Source organism: Dyadobacter crusticola DSM 16708, from assembly GCF_000701505.1.
Classification (GTDB): Bacteria; Bacteroidota; Bacteroidia; order Cytophagales; family Spirosomataceae; genus Dyadobacter; species Dyadobacter crusticola.
Genome location: NZ_KL370788.1, coordinates 40,141 through 56,475, shown reverse-complemented (window position 1 = coordinate 56,475; position 16,335 = coordinate 40,141). Strand labels below are relative to the sequence as shown.

Genomic DNA, 16,335 nt, shown 5'->3' with positions numbered 1-16,335 from the left:
TTTTGCCGAAAGAAATCTTTAAGGAAACCATAATAATCTGCCGCTCACCTTGCTTTCCGCCGCCGGTGAAAATGTAGGTAGACGCTCGCTGAAAGAGATGATGTAGATATATACACCCGCTGCAAGGTTCTTGGGCTCCCAAAACCACTCATTTCGTCCGATATGCGGACTCAGTTGCATGGTCGATATTGTTCGTCCGGAAAGGTCAGTAATCATCAATGCTGCCTTGTCTGGCGCTTTCGGACCAGAGATTGTCACTTTGAATGTAAACGCTTTTGTAGCCGGGTTAGGTGTAAGTTCAATGCGGCTGATCGCAGGTTTTTCAGAAATATTAAAGATAATCTGGTAATCGGGAGCAAAATTACCATCCAAATCCCTCGCGCGGACTGTCAAAAGGTATCTTCCGGGAGCGAGGTTAGCTGGTAGTTTTGTAGTTAAATAAAAATGCGCGGGGTCTGCGTTCCGCCAGGTAGCGCCATTTAAATACAATCTGTACTCCTCGCAGCTGTCGCATAAAGGTTTGATCCACATCACAATGCCGGCAGTATCTTCTCTGGCTGCGATGGCATGGAGATCTGTTAAGGAGAGTTCGATTTCAGCTTCCCTGGAAATCAGGTCTTCATTTTCAATAAACCTTCCATCAAGCTTCACGAGTAGCACCGGCGGGCTTTTGTCGGGTTGGGTAGCACTGTTTTTCAGCTCAACAATGCGGACAGCATACCGGTTATTTCCCTCATTCTCTTCGACCAGCAACCGGCCTTCGTCAACCTCGAATTCCAGCAAATCGGTATCATTTAACCGCAAGTGATTAGGAACAGAAATTTGCAGCGTATCTGATACTGGTGCAGCCTCTCGCTCGAATTTATATTCAGCAAGAACGGCGGAGTCACGGAGCAGGCGGAAGGAGAAACTATATCGCTCTTGTCGGTACCTTCCGTTGTTTTGAACAGCCAGTTGAACAAACATACTGTCACTTTCTGCATTGAAATCCCCGCCAGCACCATCTGAAATGAACAGAGAAGTGGAGTCGATGCTATAATCCGGAAGCTGAGCGGGAAAGATGCGGATTGCGGGATCACCGTGGAGGTTCATTTGCTGGGTGGTGATCGTATCGTAAATATTTGCGTCGCTTGCCAGGTTTCTCCTGATTGCCTCTTGCTGGATTATTCCAAATGGAAGACTGACGAACGAAGCATCGGCCAGGACTTCATAGAAAAGATCAGTGTAGCGTTTTAATGCAGTAGAAACACCATTGAAAGTATGCGCCAAAAAGAGAACTGCTCCATTGTCAGGTGAAAATATCCAGTCGCTACTGAGGGTTTTGGGTGAAAAAAAGATGCTGCCGGAAGCACAGCCATTTACAATAATCGCTGGGAAAAATGGCTTGTTGTGATACTGCTGAGCCGGGTCGCTTGCAAAACCGATATCAATATCCGTGACGTCCGGTCCGGAATGTCCGAAAACAGTAAGCAATGCGGCTCCTTTATTCAGCTTAGTGTGAAATGGTACTTTTTCAACAGGATCGTCGGTTTCCTTCGAAAGGGTTTGTACAGCCGCGCCAAGCGATGAGCCCAAAATTTTTTGCTCAAAACCTTTTACATAATCTTTAAAAACAGATAACTCCTGCCGCGACCTGCCGCCGCTCAAATGCAGCATCTTCTTTCGCCACGAAGCCGCTGCCGGCTCTGCTTCCATTGCCTTTACTTTTTGCAAATAATCCCAAACCTGTTGTGAAGTTGACGCATTGATCCGCCCCACGGGAACCAAAGGAACAGGAGACTGTTCACCAACAGCAAGCAAAAGGTCTGAACCCGGCCAGCCCGCATTGGGCACCATGTCCACCTCCCTCGCATTTGCGATTTTTCGTACTTTTTGCGGGTCCACAGACCTACCGATCAGCAGCACGAACTTTAAGCCAGGCGCCAGTTTGGCAATCAGGTTTTTCAACCCGACTGGTCCGGGTAACCCGTAGTTGAACCGGTCAAAGATCTCGCTTGTGTGAATAATGAGCGGCTTGTAATTACCGCCCGCCGGCGATGCCCGGTATTTCGCATAGGCTGCTACGGGATCTTCACCCTGCACCGGAATGCGCATGGACGGATGTGTGATGATCAAATAGTCAGCTTTCCCAGCGTTCATTTTGTGGAAATGCATCTGGGTAAGTCCGGTAAGTTGCTCGTAAACAATTTTATCGCCCCAGTTAGGCTTCTGCGGGTAAATGAGCTTAAAATACGAAACCGAAAGGTGGCCGCCTGCGCCAGCGGGGACCAGAGCAGCATGGAACATACCAGCCGTATCCAGATCTGCCGGGCCGATGGTCAATCGGATTAGGTGCGTATTGTAGTCTTCAAACTGAACATCAGCCAGTTTCCTTGACAAGCTACCTCCCTTTTTTGACCAAAACTTAAACAAATGCGTCCCGGCCGACCAACCGGCAAGAAGCATTTCAAATGCAATAGAATCTGGCCTGTCGAAATCCGCGTTTTCAGTAGGAATTTTTACCCTGAAATGTTCATCTTCCTTCAGTTTAGGTCCCGTCCAGCCTTCGCCGGTGTCATAGCCGGAAAGGACAGAGCCGGTTTCAAATCCGCTGCCTTTCGGGTAAAATGTGCCGGGCAGGTAATGTGAATTGTATAGTTGCAGTATTTCTTTGAATTTCTGTGAAACTGAGTCGCTGACTGCCAATTTGGTTCTTTTTCCGGTTGTACCGTTCATTTTCCAGGTCAAATAGTAGAATGCGGTATCCGAATACAGACTGTAATATGAATGCGGCATCAATGCGGGAGGAATGTAGAGCGAAGTATCGTTTGCGCCGTCATTTCCTTTTCCTTGAAAGCGAATGTAGCCGTTATCTGAAAGCGGCTCGTCGTTATTTTGTGAAAGTTCAATGGGGATTTCTCTCCCGCCTGTAAAAATCTGAAATGCTTTGGATGGAATAGCAGAGACAGGTATTCCTGCATTCACAAGCTGTAAAGTGCTAAGCTCGTAAAAACCTGTTTTTGTGATCGGGACCTTATAATAATTCTGTTGATCGTTGATCCATTCGTCGCCGGCAGCTTGCTGGGCGAATGTTGGAGCGCTCAGGACCAGGAACAGAAGGATAGTGTGTAAAAGCTTTTTGCGCATTTGTTTGAGAAAATCCGGCAGGTCAGTCCGCCGTTTTTCTCACATATAAATTCATCGAAAACGAATAGGAATGCGCTTCATCTGCTCCGTGGTACTCGGAATTAGTCAGCTCCCACTCATTCGGATTGATTACCGGGAAAAACGCGTCGCCTTCCAGCTGGGCGTGAACAATGGTCAGATATAGTCTGTCGGCAAGCGGCAGCATCTGTGTGAATACATGCCCGCCTCCTAATACAAATACTTCCGTTTCGCCGGAAAGTAACGCAAGTGCCTGCGGAATATCTTTCGCGTACACAGTTCCCGGAGTTTGCGGCTGATCAGTTTTGGAAGACAGGATTACATTCAGCCGGGAAGAATGCAATGCGTCAGGCGCCTCAAAGCTGGTGCGTCCCATGATAAATGCCTTATCGGCGGTCACTTCCTTGAAATGTTTCCATTCGTCGGGCAGGTGCCAGGGCAGGTGATTTTCTTTCCCGATTACTCTGTTTTCACTCATGGCTGCGATGATGTAAAGTGCCGGGCGGGGTAGTTCCTGGTTGGTTTCAGAAGGTTGTTCAGTCATGATCATTGTTTTTTACCGGTCATCAAACAAAAATACCATTCCTCACAAGCACTCAATCTTTTTCACATGGTACCTTGCATCACAAAGTACCTGTGTATACCTTTGTAGTGTTAGAATGAATTTCTATCTATTAGCCATGAACTTATTCATTTAATTAACACATGAAACCACATGAATATTGAAAATGCCCAAGTGCAGATGCGGAAGGGAATTTTGGAATTCTGCATTCTGCACATCATATCCCGGGGCGAGGTTTACGCCTCGGATATGTTGGATGAACTTACATCTGCTCACATCATGGTGGTGGAAGGCACGTTGTACCCCCTCTTGACAAGGTTGAAAAATTCGGGCTGGCTCGACTACAAATGGGTGGAATCCTCTTCGGGGCCACCACGGAAATATTATGTTTTGACGGAAGAGGGGAAGGTATTTCTGGATGCAATGCAGGCGACCTGGTTTGAACTCGCAGAATCGGTTACAACTGTTATTCGGCGTACAGAGGAATTGAGCAAAACAGCTCCTGGCAATCTTCCTGACCCTAACTGATCATACAAGACATTCGATTATTCCAACCATGAAAAAGACAATCAGTATAAATATCGGCGGTATTATCTTCCATATCGAGGAAGATGGATACGAGAAATTAAAAGGCTACCTTAATTCGATACAGCGATACTTTTCTTCATTTGCAGACAGCAAGGAGATCGTTTCGGACATCGAAGGCCGCGTCGCAGAACGGTTTATCAACAAGCAGAAAGCAGAAGCCAAACAGGTAATCTCACTCTCGGATGTGGACGAGCTGATCGCTGCAATGGGTACGGTAGCCGATTTTGAAGCCATTGAACAAGCGGAAGATATCCTTGCAGATCCGCTGGAAACAGCCGGCAGAACTGCTGTGCCGGTGCAGGAAACAACTTCTTCTTCGTACTCATCCAATGCGGGTCCTTCGTTTGAAGGGAATTCTTCTTCCTACATTCCGCCGGTTACGGAACCCGCAAAGCCAGCTGGTCCGCGCAAGCTGTACCGTGACTTGCGCCGTAAGTTGATAGGTGGCGTAGCGGCAGGTCTGGCGCATCATTTTACCATTGATCCCATCTGGGTAAGACTTGCATTCCTGTTTGCTGTGATTGGCTTGCCTGCCGGCTCAGGTATGATGAACCTGGACATGGAAGATGAATTTGGCCCCTTCGCCGGATTCATGGTGCTGGTGTACATCGCAATGTGGGTGGCATTCCCTGGTTCTTCCACTTTGGAAGAGGATACCCGGATCAAAAAGTTCTATCGTGATCCGGATAGAAAAGTAGTCGGTGGCGTAGCAGCGGGTGTCGCTTCTTACTTCGGGGTTGATTTAGGTGTTGTGCGTTTTTTGTGGGTGTTGTCCATTCTTCTTTTCGGTACCGGTGTCATCATATATATCGTATTATGGGTAATCGCACCAGTAGCGAATACCCTTACCGAGAAAATGGAAATGCAGGGAGAGCCGATCACGCTTTCCAACATTGAATCCAATATCAAACAAAGTCTTAACCTGGAAGAAAAAGGCGGTGAGGAGCAAGGCTTGACCAAATTTCTCCTTTTCCCTTTTCGTGCGATCGCATTGATTATTGCTGCGCTTGGAAAGTTGCTTAAAGGCTTGGGACCCATTCTCAGAGTTGCTATCGGCGCATTCCTGATCGCCATGTCGGTACTTGGTTTGTTTTGTTTGATCGTAGGCTTAGGAGTAGCTTTCGGGCTGACCAACGAGGTTGTTTTTGATGATCTGCCGGTCCCATTCCGCATTTTCCAGGAGCTTCCTGGTACGCTTGTTCTGTCGGGAATGCTGGTAGCGGCTATTCCGCTGGCGACCTTTCTGATCCTCGGTCTTACACTTTTGTCAAATAAAAGAATTGTAGGCGGTACCGTCTGGCTGACTATGCTGGGGCTTTGGATCGTAGGTATCATCGGGTCTACAATCGGCGGGATTTCGTTTCAGAGAAATTTTGCAAAACGCGGAGAGGTTGTTCAATCGGTATTTTATCCTGTACCTAATGGTACTTTGACACTCAACTATAATCCAAATTATGACGAGGAGAATGTAGACATAAATCTCAGGCTGGCCGGATTCAATGCCACAGACAGCATTGAACTCGTAAAGACACTTCATGCCCGGGGCCGCACGAGAGAAGATGCGCAGAACAATGCGGAGATGCTCGAATACAATGTGGATGTGAAAGATTCTGTCTTCGTGTTTAGTGACGGCCCTGCATTATCCAATCGCCTTTTCCGCGACCAGCGCATTGATCTCACCCTTAATGTGCCTTATAACAAACCTTTCATTATGTCGCGTGATTTTTACTATTCGATTAATGAATGGGAATCAGGCACGCGGAAAATGGACCGGTATAATCTGGACGATGAGGAGGTAAAATGGGATAACCTGATCTGGGTTGTAAAGCGTGATTCGGGACTGATCTGTACTAATATACCTGCCCGTTTTCTGAGAAGTGACGAGGAAAATGAGAACTCAAACTATTCTTTCGAGCAAGATTACAACAGTGATCTCGATCTGGGAGAAAGAGGTAATTATATCAAACAGTTTCCGGTGAGCAATTTTACCAAGATCGATATCGGAGGCGCATACTCGATCGTAATCCGTCAGGGAAGTGAGTTCAACGTAACCGCCGACTCGGAGGGACAAGAAGAGATTGACGACCTGAAAGTAACTGTTGAGGACGGTACGTTGCGCGTCAAACGCTCTGCCGAGTTCAGCCTTTTCGGAAACGATTGGAAAAGAATCGGTTTGGTAATTACAATGCCGACGGTTGAATCCGTGAATTTGTCAGGAGCAAACAAAACGCTGGTATCGGGCTTCAAAGGATTACCTAAGTTGAACGTTGAAGTTTCCGGCGCTTCCAAATCGGAGTTCAATGTAGAGGCCGACCAGCTGACACTGAGCTTATCGGGCGCTTCAAAAGCCACATTGAGGGGATCTGCTAAGTCTGCGTCGTTTGATGTACACGGAGCTTGTAAGCTGACAGCCAATGAAATGAATATTCAGAATGCGGATGTAGACGCTTCGGGTGCCTCTAAAGTAGAACTGGGCAGGATCCCGAACCTGGACCGACATGCCAGCGGGGCGAGCAAAATTAATATCCAGGAGTAAATGCATTCGTGCAACTTTCAGTCAAACGAAATCATCTTTCGAAAAAACTAACAGAACAATACCATGAAAAAGGCACTTGTATTTCAAATTTCCCTGCTCGCGTTCATCGTAGTCTCACTGAGCTCAATGGCGCAGACAACCAGAAAATTCAACGTTTCGAACTTCAACAGACTGGCAATGGGCAGTGCATTTAAAATTGATGTGAAACAAGGCAGCAATTACAGTGTAACCGCAACAGGCCGGGAAGAAGATCTCGAAGATATCGAAGCCAATATTTCTGGCGGAGAACTGAAACTGGGCTACAAGGGAAATGGCTGGAACAAAAACCGCAAAACGGTCAACGTGAGTATTACAATGCCGAATTTGCAGGGTGTTGATTTCTCCGGTGCCAGCAATGCGCAGGTAGCCAGATTTTCGGGAGTCAAAAACATGGAAATTGAAGTAAGTGGCGCTTCCAAGGTAAATATGGACCTGGCCGCAACAAAAGTAACAATGGAATTGTCAGGCGCTTCGTCGCTTACATTGAATGGAAATTGTGATGTTCTGGACGGAGAAGTTTCAGGAGCCTCTTCATTCCGCGGAAGCAATTTTCAAACCAAAGAAGTTAACATAGATGCCTCAGGCGCAAGCAGTGCGGCAGTATTTGCCAGCAATGCAGTACGTGCGGAAGCATCCGGCGCCAGCAGTGTCCGCTACTCCGGAGGCGCAAAAGATATTCATTCCAGTACTTCCGGAGCAAGCTCCGTGAAGAGAGGGGAATGATCATTTGAATTCACCATGGATAAGAAGGCCGGCTTAGTCCGGCTTTTTTGTTTTCTGTCAAAAACCAAAAAGCAACATATTAATGCAAGAGTAATATATTTACGCACTTTAACCCTCCCTCTATTCCTGAAACTATTAGTAATTACAAACTATTCGGATAAGCCTTTATTCCAATAAGTATTTAAATTTTTGAGGGATGAGAATCAAGTCTACCCAAACGTTCCGGCTGGTTGCGGCAATCACTTTGATCCTGATTTTTGGAGCATTTTTAAACAGTAGTGCACAAGGCAGATCGAAGTTTGGAGGACGGTATGTAAATCCGTTTGGGGATCTGAGCTTAACGGCGGGTGCGGGTGTCGCATATTACATGGGCGACTTGCGTGACGGTGTCAGCATGAAGCATTTGGGACTGGGGCCCGCGATTTCAATTGGCGCATTGTACCGGCTTACAGAGCATCTCAGCGCACGAGGAGAGCTCCGGTTTTATGGCGTTGCAGCAGATCAGCAATACTCGAAGAATTTTCAGAATAACCTTTCATTCAAAACATTCAATCCCGATCTCAACATCGGCATCAAGGCGGATCTGTTTTCTTTTAACCGGCAGGCGCGGGTTAACCCGTATCTTCTGGGCGGCATTGGTTTCACATTGCTGAACCCGAAAGCAGAGATCGACGGTACGTGGCAAAAGCTGGCGCCACTTAGGACGGAAGGTGTGAAGTACACCAGGCTCCCGCTCGTTTTTACGGCGGGTATCGGCGTATCTTTCAGAGTAGCCGAGCGGTTTGACCTGGGCTTGGAAATTTGCAATAATTTCGTCAATTCTGATTACCTCGATGATGTAAGTACCGTTTATCCCAATCCCGACCTACTTCCCAGCGACCTCGCGCGCCGACTTTCCGACCGGGCACCCGAGATCGGTCAGCCCGCCCGGCAGCCGGGATTCAACCGTGGAAATCCGGACAGCAAAGACAGCTATTTATTCCTGCAGGCAAAAGCAGCTTACCGGATCGGGAATCGGATGCAGGCAAAGGAAAGAAAGAAAACCCGCTGCCCTAAATTTTAGTTAATCCAAAAACAATATGCTGAAACCAAAGCACCCGCACCAGTCGGAAGTAACAATGACCGAAATGGTACTTCCGAACGATACCAATACATTGAACAATCTGATGGGTGGGCGGCTGCTGCATTGGATGGATATTTGCGCTGCTATTTCAGCGCAAAAGCACTCCAACCGCATTGTGGTGACAGCCTCTGTTGACAATGTGTCCTTTTCTGAACCTATCCGTCTTGGTAATATCGTAACCATGCGCGCCAAGGTTACGCGTGCATTCAATTCTTCCATGGAAGTGTTTCTGGAAGTTTGGGCGGAGGATATCCCGGCAGGCGAGCGTGTGAGTACCAATCGCGCATTTTATACTTTCGTGGCCGTGGACCAAAATGGCCGGCCCATTGAAGTGCCACCGCTGGAACCTGAAACTGCGGACGAACACGAGCTGTATCTCAGCGCACTCAGAAGGCGCCAGCTGCGCCTGGTACTCGCCAACAGAATGAGCCCCGGAGATGCTACTGAACTGAAAGCGCTTTTTCAGGCAGGCTAACGCCATCTGCATCCATTATTTGGTAATTTTACGGTTCAACTCTTTATTACTTATGCCAAAGGAAATTATATTCTCAGATAAGGCGCCGGCGCCTATTGGCCCTTACAGCCAGGCTGTGAAAGTGAATGGAATCCTCTATGTTTCCGGCCAAATTGCTGCCGAAGCTGCCACGTCAGGTGATATCAAAGCGGAAGCCGGTTTGGTAATGCAGAACATCGGTCACATTCTGGGTGCTGCAAAGCTTGGATTCCAGCACGTGGTGAAAGCCAGTATATTTTTGAAGGATATGAACGATTTTGCTGCTGTTAATGAAATCTACGGCAGCTTTTTCACCCAGGAGCCTCCCGCGCGTGAAACAGTACAGGTAGCTAAACTGCCAAAGGATGTGAATGTGGAAATATCAGTTGTGGCGGTGGAATAAAGGGGTTGCCTTTGGCCATTTATTGTCATTAGTTGTCAGTTATAGTAATTTGTAGTTTTTGTCAAGAGCAATGACAATCAATGACCACCAATGGCCATTAATGACAATTCCGACAACCAATGACAATTGCTGACCACCAATAACAACTAATGACTATTAATAACAGTAAAAGATAAATGAATAATCAACCCGTTCGAGTAAGATTTGCGCCTAGCCCTACGGGGCCGCTGCATGCCGGTGGAGTTCGTACCGCCTTGTATAACTACCTTTTTGCGCGGCAGCAAGGTGGGCAAATGTTGCTCCGTATTGAAGATACCGATCAGAACCGGTTCGTTCCCGGCGCTGAGAACTATATATTAGAAGCACTTGCCTGGCTTGGAATTGAAATTGATGAAGGTCCCCGGCAGGGTGGCCCGCATGCACCTTACAAGCAATCGGAACGAAAAGAGATTTACCGCGAATATGCAGAGCGACTGGTTTCGGAGGGAAAAGCTTACTATGCTTTTGATACTCCCGAGCAACTCGACGAAATGCGGAAGCGACTGGAAGCAGCCAAAGTAGCAGCCGCGCAGTACAATGCGATCACACGCATGGAAATGACCAATTCACTTACGTTATCTGTCGGTGAAACCAAGGCGCGGATCGAAAGCGGAGATCCTTATGTAATCCGCATGAAGATCAGTCCAAAGGAAGAAGTCCGGTTCAATGACCTGGTACGCGGCTGGGTAGTGGTGCATTCGTCGCAAATCGATGATAAGGTGCTGCTGAAATCCGACGGGATGCCGACTTACCATTTGGCCAATATCGTGGACGACCACTTAATGGGAATTACCCACGTGATCCGCGGGGAAGAGTGGCTTCCATCGGCTCCGCTGCACGTTTTGTTATACAGATACCTGGGTTGGGAAAGTACGATGCCGCAGTTTGCACACTTGCCGCTTTTGCTTAAACCAGACGGCAATGGAAAGCTCTCCAAACGTGATGCAGACCTGGGCGGTTTCCCGATTTTTCCGCTGGAATGGACCGATCCTAATACTGGTGATAAAGCAAAAGGATTCCGTGAAGAAGGTTACCTGCCCGAAGCTACCGCAAACTTCCTTGCACTGCTCGGCTGGAATGCGGGTACCGAGCAGGAAATGTTCAGTATGGAAGAACTGATCCAATCTTTTAGTCTCGAAAGAGTGCATAAAGCAGGTGCAAGATTTGATATCCAGAAAGCCAACTGGTTCAATCAGCAATATCTGAAACAGCTGAGCGACGAAGTTGTAATAGATCAACTTAAACCGCTTTACGCTTCCCAGGGAATAGAAGTTACCAGCGGCCAGCTTACCCAAATCGTGCATTTGCTGAAAGAGCGGGTCCATTTTGTTAAAGACATCGTAAGCGAGTCGCTTTTCCTTTTCAGCGCACCTGAGGCTTACGATCCGGAAGTAGCATTGAAAAAATGGAATGAAGAGGCAGTTACTGCAATTGGCGGCCTGAAAGATGCTTTGGCAGCATACAACGGGGATTTTACAGCCCATGAGATCAAGGAGGTGATTTCGTTAACAATGGAAAAGCTGGGGATCAAAATGGGAAAAGTAATGCAGGCACTTCGCCTGGCAGTGACCGGAGCCGGAGCCGGCCCCGACCTGATGATCATCATGGAAATCCTAGGAAAGCAGGAAGTGGTGCAACGGCTTGAAAATGCATTAAACCGTTTGTCACAGCAAATACGACTGGCATAGCATTTATATAACCGAACAATCAATTTCTGTTGGTTGCAGGTAGACAATATCTATTTTCGTAAACATTGAAACCCAGGTTACGCGAGTAATTCTGTTGCTTTTTAAACAAAATGGCTAAAAAGAAACAAACCGATTCTTCCAAACCGGCTTCGGAGAAACCGAGGGTGCACAAAGACCTGGACGGTTTTGACATTCAGATCAATTCATTCGGAGAAATTACGACCAGCTTCGATATGGATAAGATCAACGAATTCCTGAACAAGAATGTGGATGACAAAAAGCTGCGCGACCGCGAGGATATTCCGGGAAGAAAAACGCGTAAGTCCAAGAAGAAAACATCCGAAGAAGAAGAGGAGGAGGAGTAAAGGGATGAAGGGGAGGAAGGAGGGGTTAATTCAATGTAGTGATTGATATTTTACTTATAACCTTTACGAAAATGATCTCACACGAAATTGATTACAAGATTATCGGCGACGATATTCAGGTTGTAGAAATCGAGCTTGACCCTAATGAAACCGTTATTGCAGAGGCTGGGGCAATGCTTTTTATGGAAGACGGAATTCAGTTTGAAACCAAAATGGGCGACGGATCCGAGGCGAACCAAAGCATTATGGGCAAGATATTCCAGGCAGGTACCCGCTTACTGACCGGAGAATCGCTCTTTATGACGCATTTTACCAACCGCGGAATAGGCAAGAAAAAAGTTGCATTTGCAGCACCTTACCCGGGAACTGTAATGCCGATCGACCTGTCGAAAATATATGGAAGTGAGCTGATCGTTCAAAAAGACGGTTTTTTGTGTGCCGCGATGGGTACCAGCATGAAAATCCATTTCAACCAGCGTTTTGGTTCAGGGTTGTTTGGCGGAGAGGGTTTTATCCTTCAAAAGCTAAGAGGTGATGGAATGGCATTTGTGCACGCCGGTGGGGTAGTAATGGAGAAGCAGCTCAACAATGAAACGCTGCGGGTCGATACAGGCTGCGTGGTGGCATTTGAGCAATCACTGAGCTTTGACATTCAACGTTCTGGTGGGTTGAAATCGATGGTATTTGGCGGGGAAGGGATGTTCCTGGCTACATTGAGAGGTACAGGTCGCTGCTGGATCCAGTCGATGCCGATATCCAAGTTGATACAGCGCCTTTCTGTTGGCGGCCCCAACGCGAGAAAAGAAGGCGGCTCGGTGATCGGCGGATTAGGAAGCCTCTTTGAAGATTAATTGATTTTCAAATAGATATTGTGAGGCAGGGAGTCACTTCTCTGCCTCTTTTCATTTTATCAACACCCGTCGCGAAACAACTGCATTCTCAGTTGTGATTTTCAAAATGTAAATGCCTGTCGGAAGCATTTCAACGGGCCGCACTGTAATTACGCCGATTGTCTCACGATCTGAAAAAGAAATGCTGTGCTTTCGGCCAGCTGCGTCAAACAGCTCACATATCAGGAACTTTTCATCAGAGGTAATCAGGTAAAACATGCCGCGGTCGACAGGGTTAGGGAATACCGTAAAGTCTGGCGGGCCGCCGTTGCGGAAGAATGTGACAACTCTTGAAAATGATTCCTCGCCGCTGCTAGTATGCATTTTCAACCTGTAAAAAATCGCATTCGATTCTGCATCAGCATCACGGTAGCCAAATACCTGTGATTGCGTCTGTGACGAATTGAAAGTTTGAAGGTCGGAGTAATCAACCCCGTCAGTTGTTTTCTGCAAGGTGATTTCGGGCAGCTGGGGATCGGCGGCCAGCAGCCAGGAGATGTATATTGCGGCTCCAACCGGCCTCACCGAAATCCTGTTTACAGCATCAATCTTGGAATAGCTCCGGTCCACATAAAACAAATCGGAGATACTGCCGGGAAGCGTAGGATTGGTACCCACCAGTCTGATCCGGTAAGTTCCGTTGGCCAGGTCAGCCGGTAGCCGGATCTGTATCGGGTTTGTTGTTCCGACGCTTAATGTATCCAGGAAATTACCTTCCTGATTAAGCAGCTCCGCCTGAACTATCACGCTTTCTGCATTCCCATTCAGGGTATAAGGAAGAGAGAAGGCAGCGCCTGGGAAGAGCAATGCGGGTACGACACCCGTGTGAATGGAGTACGCAGGCTGTACCGGCGGAAGATTATTCATAAGCGAATCGCTCAGCGTGCGATTCCAGGCAGTTGCCGCCAAGGTAAGTCCCGGCACTCCGCCGGGCAGACTTTCGAAATGGCCGGAAGCTGGGCGCGGGATCTGGATCGTGTCGAGGTAAGGTCCTTTAAATACATTAAAACCCGGCAATTCTGTTAATCTGTTTTGCGCTTCCAAGACGGGGAGATAGGGATTGGGCAGCAGCTGGCTTGCTGAATTCCGCGCGATTAACCAGGGAATAGTGTAGCCAGCATCCCGCCGGCTGTTTTCTATCAGTGTCCGTATCGAATTGAAATAATCGTTTCCCGTAAACCCCAGCTGGGCATCATTTTCGCCGTGTGAGAAAAGGACAGCCCGCACACCCGACGACGCAGTCAGGTATTTGATTGTATTGATGATATTGCTATAAGGCTGGCGGTTTGGCCAATATTTACCTACATACAGATTGTAAGCATCTTTGCCGCTCGCTGCATCCCGGTAATTTTCTGAGTTAGCCGCCGCCCAGGCAGCATTGAAAAACAGAACGGGACATTTCCATCGCTCCGAAAGCATTCCGCCCAATTCGCCCCAGTACCAGGCAGTTTCGCCAGTTGGGAACACATAATTGTCTTTCTTTAATATCTCAAAAGCGGGTGCCGGCATGGGCGCATTCGGCGCTACTGTGATATTTTCGTTATTGAGGATCTTGTTGGTTTTGTTAAAAGAAATCACATGATCCGAAGCATCCTTCGCACCAAGCCCGGGCAGGCCCATTGCATTGGAGTTGCCGGTGATCAGAAATACTTCCCCCACGCCGACTCTCGGTATAGTAACCGAATCAATGGTACCGTAGTCAGTCTGGCCGACAATTTTGAGCTGGTACCAGCCACTTTCTGCAATGAAATCAAAGCTGAGAAATCCCTGGCTGATCTGCTCGGCTGGGATCGTGAATTCTTTCGCGTTATTGGGATTGCCTTCAACCGGAATGAGCGACGCTTTGATGGCGGAATAGGGGAAGTAAGCGTACGCCGTGACCGGAACACGCGCCCGTCCACTACTATCCCGCTGCATTACCTGGTTATTGACCGGGGAAAAGACGGCTATCTGCGCATTTGAAGTTTGAAATGCAAGGATAAATAAGAGCCATAAAGTACACTTCCAGATTTTCATACGATGATCTTCTTGCCGTAATCTATATAACGCTTTTACACGTTCAAGATTGATCCTGCCAATATAGCTTAAAACAAAAAAAGCCGGTCCCAAATGGAACCGGCTCCTGCAAAACTTTCTGAACTATCCGTCGTAACCTGGGTTCTGAGTCAGCTTCGGGCTGTTTCTGATTTCCGGAATTGGAATAGGGAACAACAGGTGTCTTTCCAGCAATGGAGCGCCACCACTCACATTCAGGTTGCGGTGACCTACAAAGTTGTCAAAACCTTTGGTGGTTTCGTTGAACACCTTGCGAAGACGTACCATATCAAACCAGGTAATTCCTTCGTAAGCGAATTCCCACCAGCGCTCACGCCAGATAGCTTCCTGGAACGATGCTTTGGTGAAGGTGCCAAGCGCAGGTGTTTTCAGCTGTGCACGATCGCGGATACGCTTGTAGGCTTCGTATGCTTCTGCATTCGGGCCACCTACTTCGTTCTGAGCTTCCGCGTAGATCAACAATACTTCTGCATAGCGGATCAGGTTTACGTTTAGGTTGTTAAGCCTTGTTGGTGTAATACCCGGACCGCCCAGCGCAGCAACGTTGAAATATTTGAATACATAAGGTGCGCCCAGTTCAAATTTAGCACCTGTACCATTTTCATAGTAAGAGGTATAGAACCAGCCCTCCTGATCTTTGGTGCGAAGGTCGCCCGTTTCATAAGAATTATAGAATGAACGCGTAGGCACTGTGCTTCCTGTTCCGCTTGGACCAGCAAAGGTTACCGCTTTGAAGTTCGGGAAGAAGTCGTTCAACGGGAAAGGAGCAACAACAGTGTTGTACTGAATCTGGAAGATATGCTCTACCCTGTTTTTCAGGTTTTCCTGGCGCAGTTCCTTGTAGGTAGGAAACAAATTCAAAACAGAAGGATTTGCCTTTGAGAAGTTGATTACTTCCAGAGCTTTGTCCGCAGCCAGCTTGTAATGGGATGCTCCTTTGCTCAAAGGAAATCCTGCCATTGTCAGATACACTTTTGCCATTAATGACTTTACTGCCATTTTAGAAGCACGTCCATTTGTATTGAAATCAGCAAGCCCGGCAGCTTCCGCGGCAGCAAGATCTTCCACGATCAGATTATAAATTTCTTCCTGAGGTGCTCTCGTAGGAAAGAAATCTTCTGAACTGGCAGTCTGAGGTTTTGTGATCAAAGGTGCATCACCCCAAAGTCTCACCACATAGAAATACGCCCATGCACGCAAGAATCTTGCTTCGCCGATCAAACGTGTTTTCTGTGCTTCGTTTGCAGCCGGGAATGGAATACCAGGGATTTTATCAATTGCAAGGTTTGCATTCGCAATAACGCGGTACAGACCATTCCAGAAATTCGCAATGTGACCTGTATTACCATCGTAGATCAATGCATACAAGTTGTTCAGATCGGAGTTCTGTCCCGTTTCGGTCGTCGCTGTTCCTGTTACAGCTTCCAGCATTTGCCAGTTGGCAGAGAAAATACCGGCACCATCTCCGTAGAAGCGCATATCAGCGTAAGTGGCTGCAACAGCGGCCTCCGCGTGATCAGGAATTGTATAGAATGTATCCGGTTGAAGGTTCGACGGGTCTTGCTCGTCCAGGAACTCGGAGCAGCTTGTCGGGCCCAGGAGGATCGCTCCGCAAAGCAGTAGCTTGGAAATGTTTTTATTATATAGTTTCATACTGAATGTCATTTTTGATAATCCCAATAATCTG

The 16,335-nt window shown here is 47.6% G+C and carries 13 protein-coding genes; 9 read left to right on the top strand and 4 right to left on the bottom strand.

The window, feature by feature from the left end; genetic code table 11:
• Positions 1 to 18: 18 nt before the first annotated feature.
• Both porU2 and Q369_RS0126930 read right to left on the bottom strand, forming a co-directional pair.
• Positions 19 to 3,126, bottom strand: a complete 3,108-nt coding sequence (gene porU2, locus Q369_RS0126935) for a putative type IX secretion system sortase PorU2 (protein WP_051664311.1) — start codon at positions 3,124 to 3,126, stop codon at positions 19 to 21.
• A 22-nt stretch (positions 3,127 to 3,148) separates the two neighbouring features.
• Complete coding sequence (locus tag Q369_RS0126930; RefSeq protein WP_084165871.1) at positions 3,149 to 3,688, bottom strand: dihydrofolate reductase; 540 nt, start codon at positions 3,686 to 3,688, stop codon at positions 3,149 to 3,151.
• Between the two features lie 171 nt (positions 3,689 to 3,859).
• Between Q369_RS0126930 and Q369_RS0126925 the strand changes: the two genes are divergently transcribed.
• The 9 genes from Q369_RS0126925 (at position 3,860) to Q369_RS0126885 (ending at position 12,554) form a co-directional block, all read left to right on the top strand.
• Positions 3,860 to 4,234 (top strand): PadR family transcriptional regulator, encoded by a 375-nt coding sequence (locus Q369_RS0126925; protein WP_031530812.1) that lies wholly within the window; start codon positions 3,860 to 3,862, stop codon positions 4,232 to 4,234.
• Between the two features lie 28 nt (positions 4,235 to 4,262).
• On the top strand, positions 4,263 to 6,830 hold the full coding sequence (locus Q369_RS0126920) for a PspC domain-containing protein (protein WP_031530811.1): 2,568 nt from the start codon (positions 4,263 to 4,265) through the stop codon (positions 6,828 to 6,830).
• 63 nt (positions 6,831 to 6,893) lie between these two features.
• Positions 6,894 to 7,592 carry a head GIN domain-containing protein gene (locus Q369_RS0126915; RefSeq protein ID WP_031530810.1) on the top strand — a complete coding sequence of 233 codons (699 nt, stop codon included), beginning with the start codon at positions 6,894 to 6,896 and terminating at the stop codon, positions 7,590 to 7,592.
• 196 nt (positions 7,593 to 7,788) lie between these two features.
• Positions 7,789 to 8,655 carry an outer membrane beta-barrel protein gene (locus Q369_RS0126910; protein WP_031530809.1) on the top strand — a complete coding sequence of 289 codons (867 nt, stop codon included), beginning with the start codon at positions 7,789 to 7,791 and terminating at the stop codon, positions 8,653 to 8,655.
• Positions 8,656 to 8,671: 16 nt separating this feature from the next.
• Entirely contained in the window at positions 8,672 to 9,190 is a 519-nt protein-coding gene (locus Q369_RS0126905; RefSeq protein ID WP_031530808.1) for an acyl-CoA thioesterase, read from the top strand.
• A gap of 52 nt (positions 9,191 to 9,242) precedes the next feature.
• Positions 9,243 to 9,611, top strand: a complete 369-nt coding sequence (locus Q369_RS0126900) for a Rid family detoxifying hydrolase (protein ID WP_031530807.1) — start codon at positions 9,243 to 9,245, stop codon at positions 9,609 to 9,611.
• Positions 9,612 to 9,787: 176 nt separating this feature from the next.
• Positions 9,788 to 11,338, top strand: coding sequence for a glutamate--tRNA ligase (gene gltX / locus Q369_RS0126895; protein WP_031530806.1), 1,551 nt, complete (start codon positions 9,788 to 9,790; stop codon positions 11,336 to 11,338).
• 110 nt (positions 11,339 to 11,448) lie between these two features.
• Positions 11,449 to 11,703: a hypothetical protein gene (locus Q369_RS0126890; protein ID WP_031530805.1), complete on the top strand. Its 255-nt coding sequence runs from the start codon at positions 11,449 to 11,451 to the stop codon at positions 11,701 to 11,703.
• Between the two features lie 71 nt (positions 11,704 to 11,774).
• Positions 11,775 to 12,554, top strand: coding sequence for a TIGR00266 family protein (locus Q369_RS0126885; protein ID WP_031530804.1), 780 nt, complete (start codon positions 11,775 to 11,777; stop codon positions 12,552 to 12,554).
• A gap of 51 nt (positions 12,555 to 12,605) precedes the next feature.
• On the opposite strand, the gene Q369_RS0126880 is transcribed toward Q369_RS0126885, so the two are convergent.
• Together Q369_RS0126880 and Q369_RS0126875 are read right to left on the bottom strand one after the other, a co-directional pair.
• Positions 12,606 to 14,609, bottom strand: coding sequence for a T9SS type A sorting domain-containing protein (locus Q369_RS0126880; protein ID WP_051664310.1), 2,004 nt, complete (start codon positions 14,607 to 14,609; stop codon positions 12,606 to 12,608).
• A gap of 123 nt (positions 14,610 to 14,732) precedes the next feature.
• Entirely contained in the window at positions 14,733 to 16,301 is a 1,569-nt protein-coding gene (locus Q369_RS0126875; protein WP_031530802.1) for a RagB/SusD family nutrient uptake outer membrane protein, read from the bottom strand.
• Between the last annotated feature and the right edge of the window lie 34 nt (positions 16,302 to 16,335).

Excerpts from the sequence above, each read along its gene's own strand:
- Q369_RS0126880 (WP_051664310.1), bottom strand. The coding sequence starts at position 14,609 with ATGAAAATCTGGAAGTGTACTTTATGGCTCTTATTTATCCTTGCATTT.
- Q369_RS0126930 (WP_084165871.1), bottom strand. The coding sequence starts at position 3,688 with ATGACTGAACAACCTTCTGAAACCAACCAGGAACTACCCCGCCCGGCA.
- Q369_RS0126900 (WP_031530807.1), top strand. The coding sequence starts at position 9,243 with ATGCCAAAGGAAATTATATTCTCAGATAAGGCGCCGGCGCCTATTGGC.
- Q369_RS0126885 (WP_031530804.1), top strand. The coding sequence starts at position 11,775 with ATGATCTCACACGAAATTGATTACAAGATTATCGGCGACGATATTCAG.
- Q369_RS0126875 (WP_031530802.1), bottom strand. The coding sequence starts at position 16,301 with ATGAAACTATATAATAAAAACATTTCCAAGCTACTGCTTTGCGGAGCG.
- gltX (WP_031530806.1), top strand. The coding sequence starts at position 9,788 with ATGAATAATCAACCCGTTCGAGTAAGATTTGCGCCTAGCCCTACGGGG.
- porU2 (WP_051664311.1), bottom strand. The coding sequence starts at position 3,126 with ATGCGCAAAAAGCTTTTACACACTATCCTTCTGTTCCTGGTCCTGAGC.
- Q369_RS0126890 (WP_031530805.1), top strand. The coding sequence starts at position 11,449 with ATGGCTAAAAAGAAACAAACCGATTCTTCCAAACCGGCTTCGGAGAAA.
- Q369_RS0126925 (WP_031530812.1), top strand. The coding sequence starts at position 3,860 with ATGAATATTGAAAATGCCCAAGTGCAGATGCGGAAGGGAATTTTGGAA.
- Q369_RS0126915 (WP_031530810.1), top strand. The coding sequence starts at position 6,894 with ATGAAAAAGGCACTTGTATTTCAAATTTCCCTGCTCGCGTTCATCGTA.
- Q369_RS0126920 (WP_031530811.1), top strand. The coding sequence starts at position 4,263 with ATGAAAAAGACAATCAGTATAAATATCGGCGGTATTATCTTCCATATC.
- Q369_RS0126910 (WP_031530809.1), top strand. The coding sequence starts at position 7,789 with ATGAGAATCAAGTCTACCCAAACGTTCCGGCTGGTTGCGGCAATCACT.
- Q369_RS0126905 (WP_031530808.1), top strand. The coding sequence starts at position 8,672 with ATGCTGAAACCAAAGCACCCGCACCAGTCGGAAGTAACAATGACCGAA.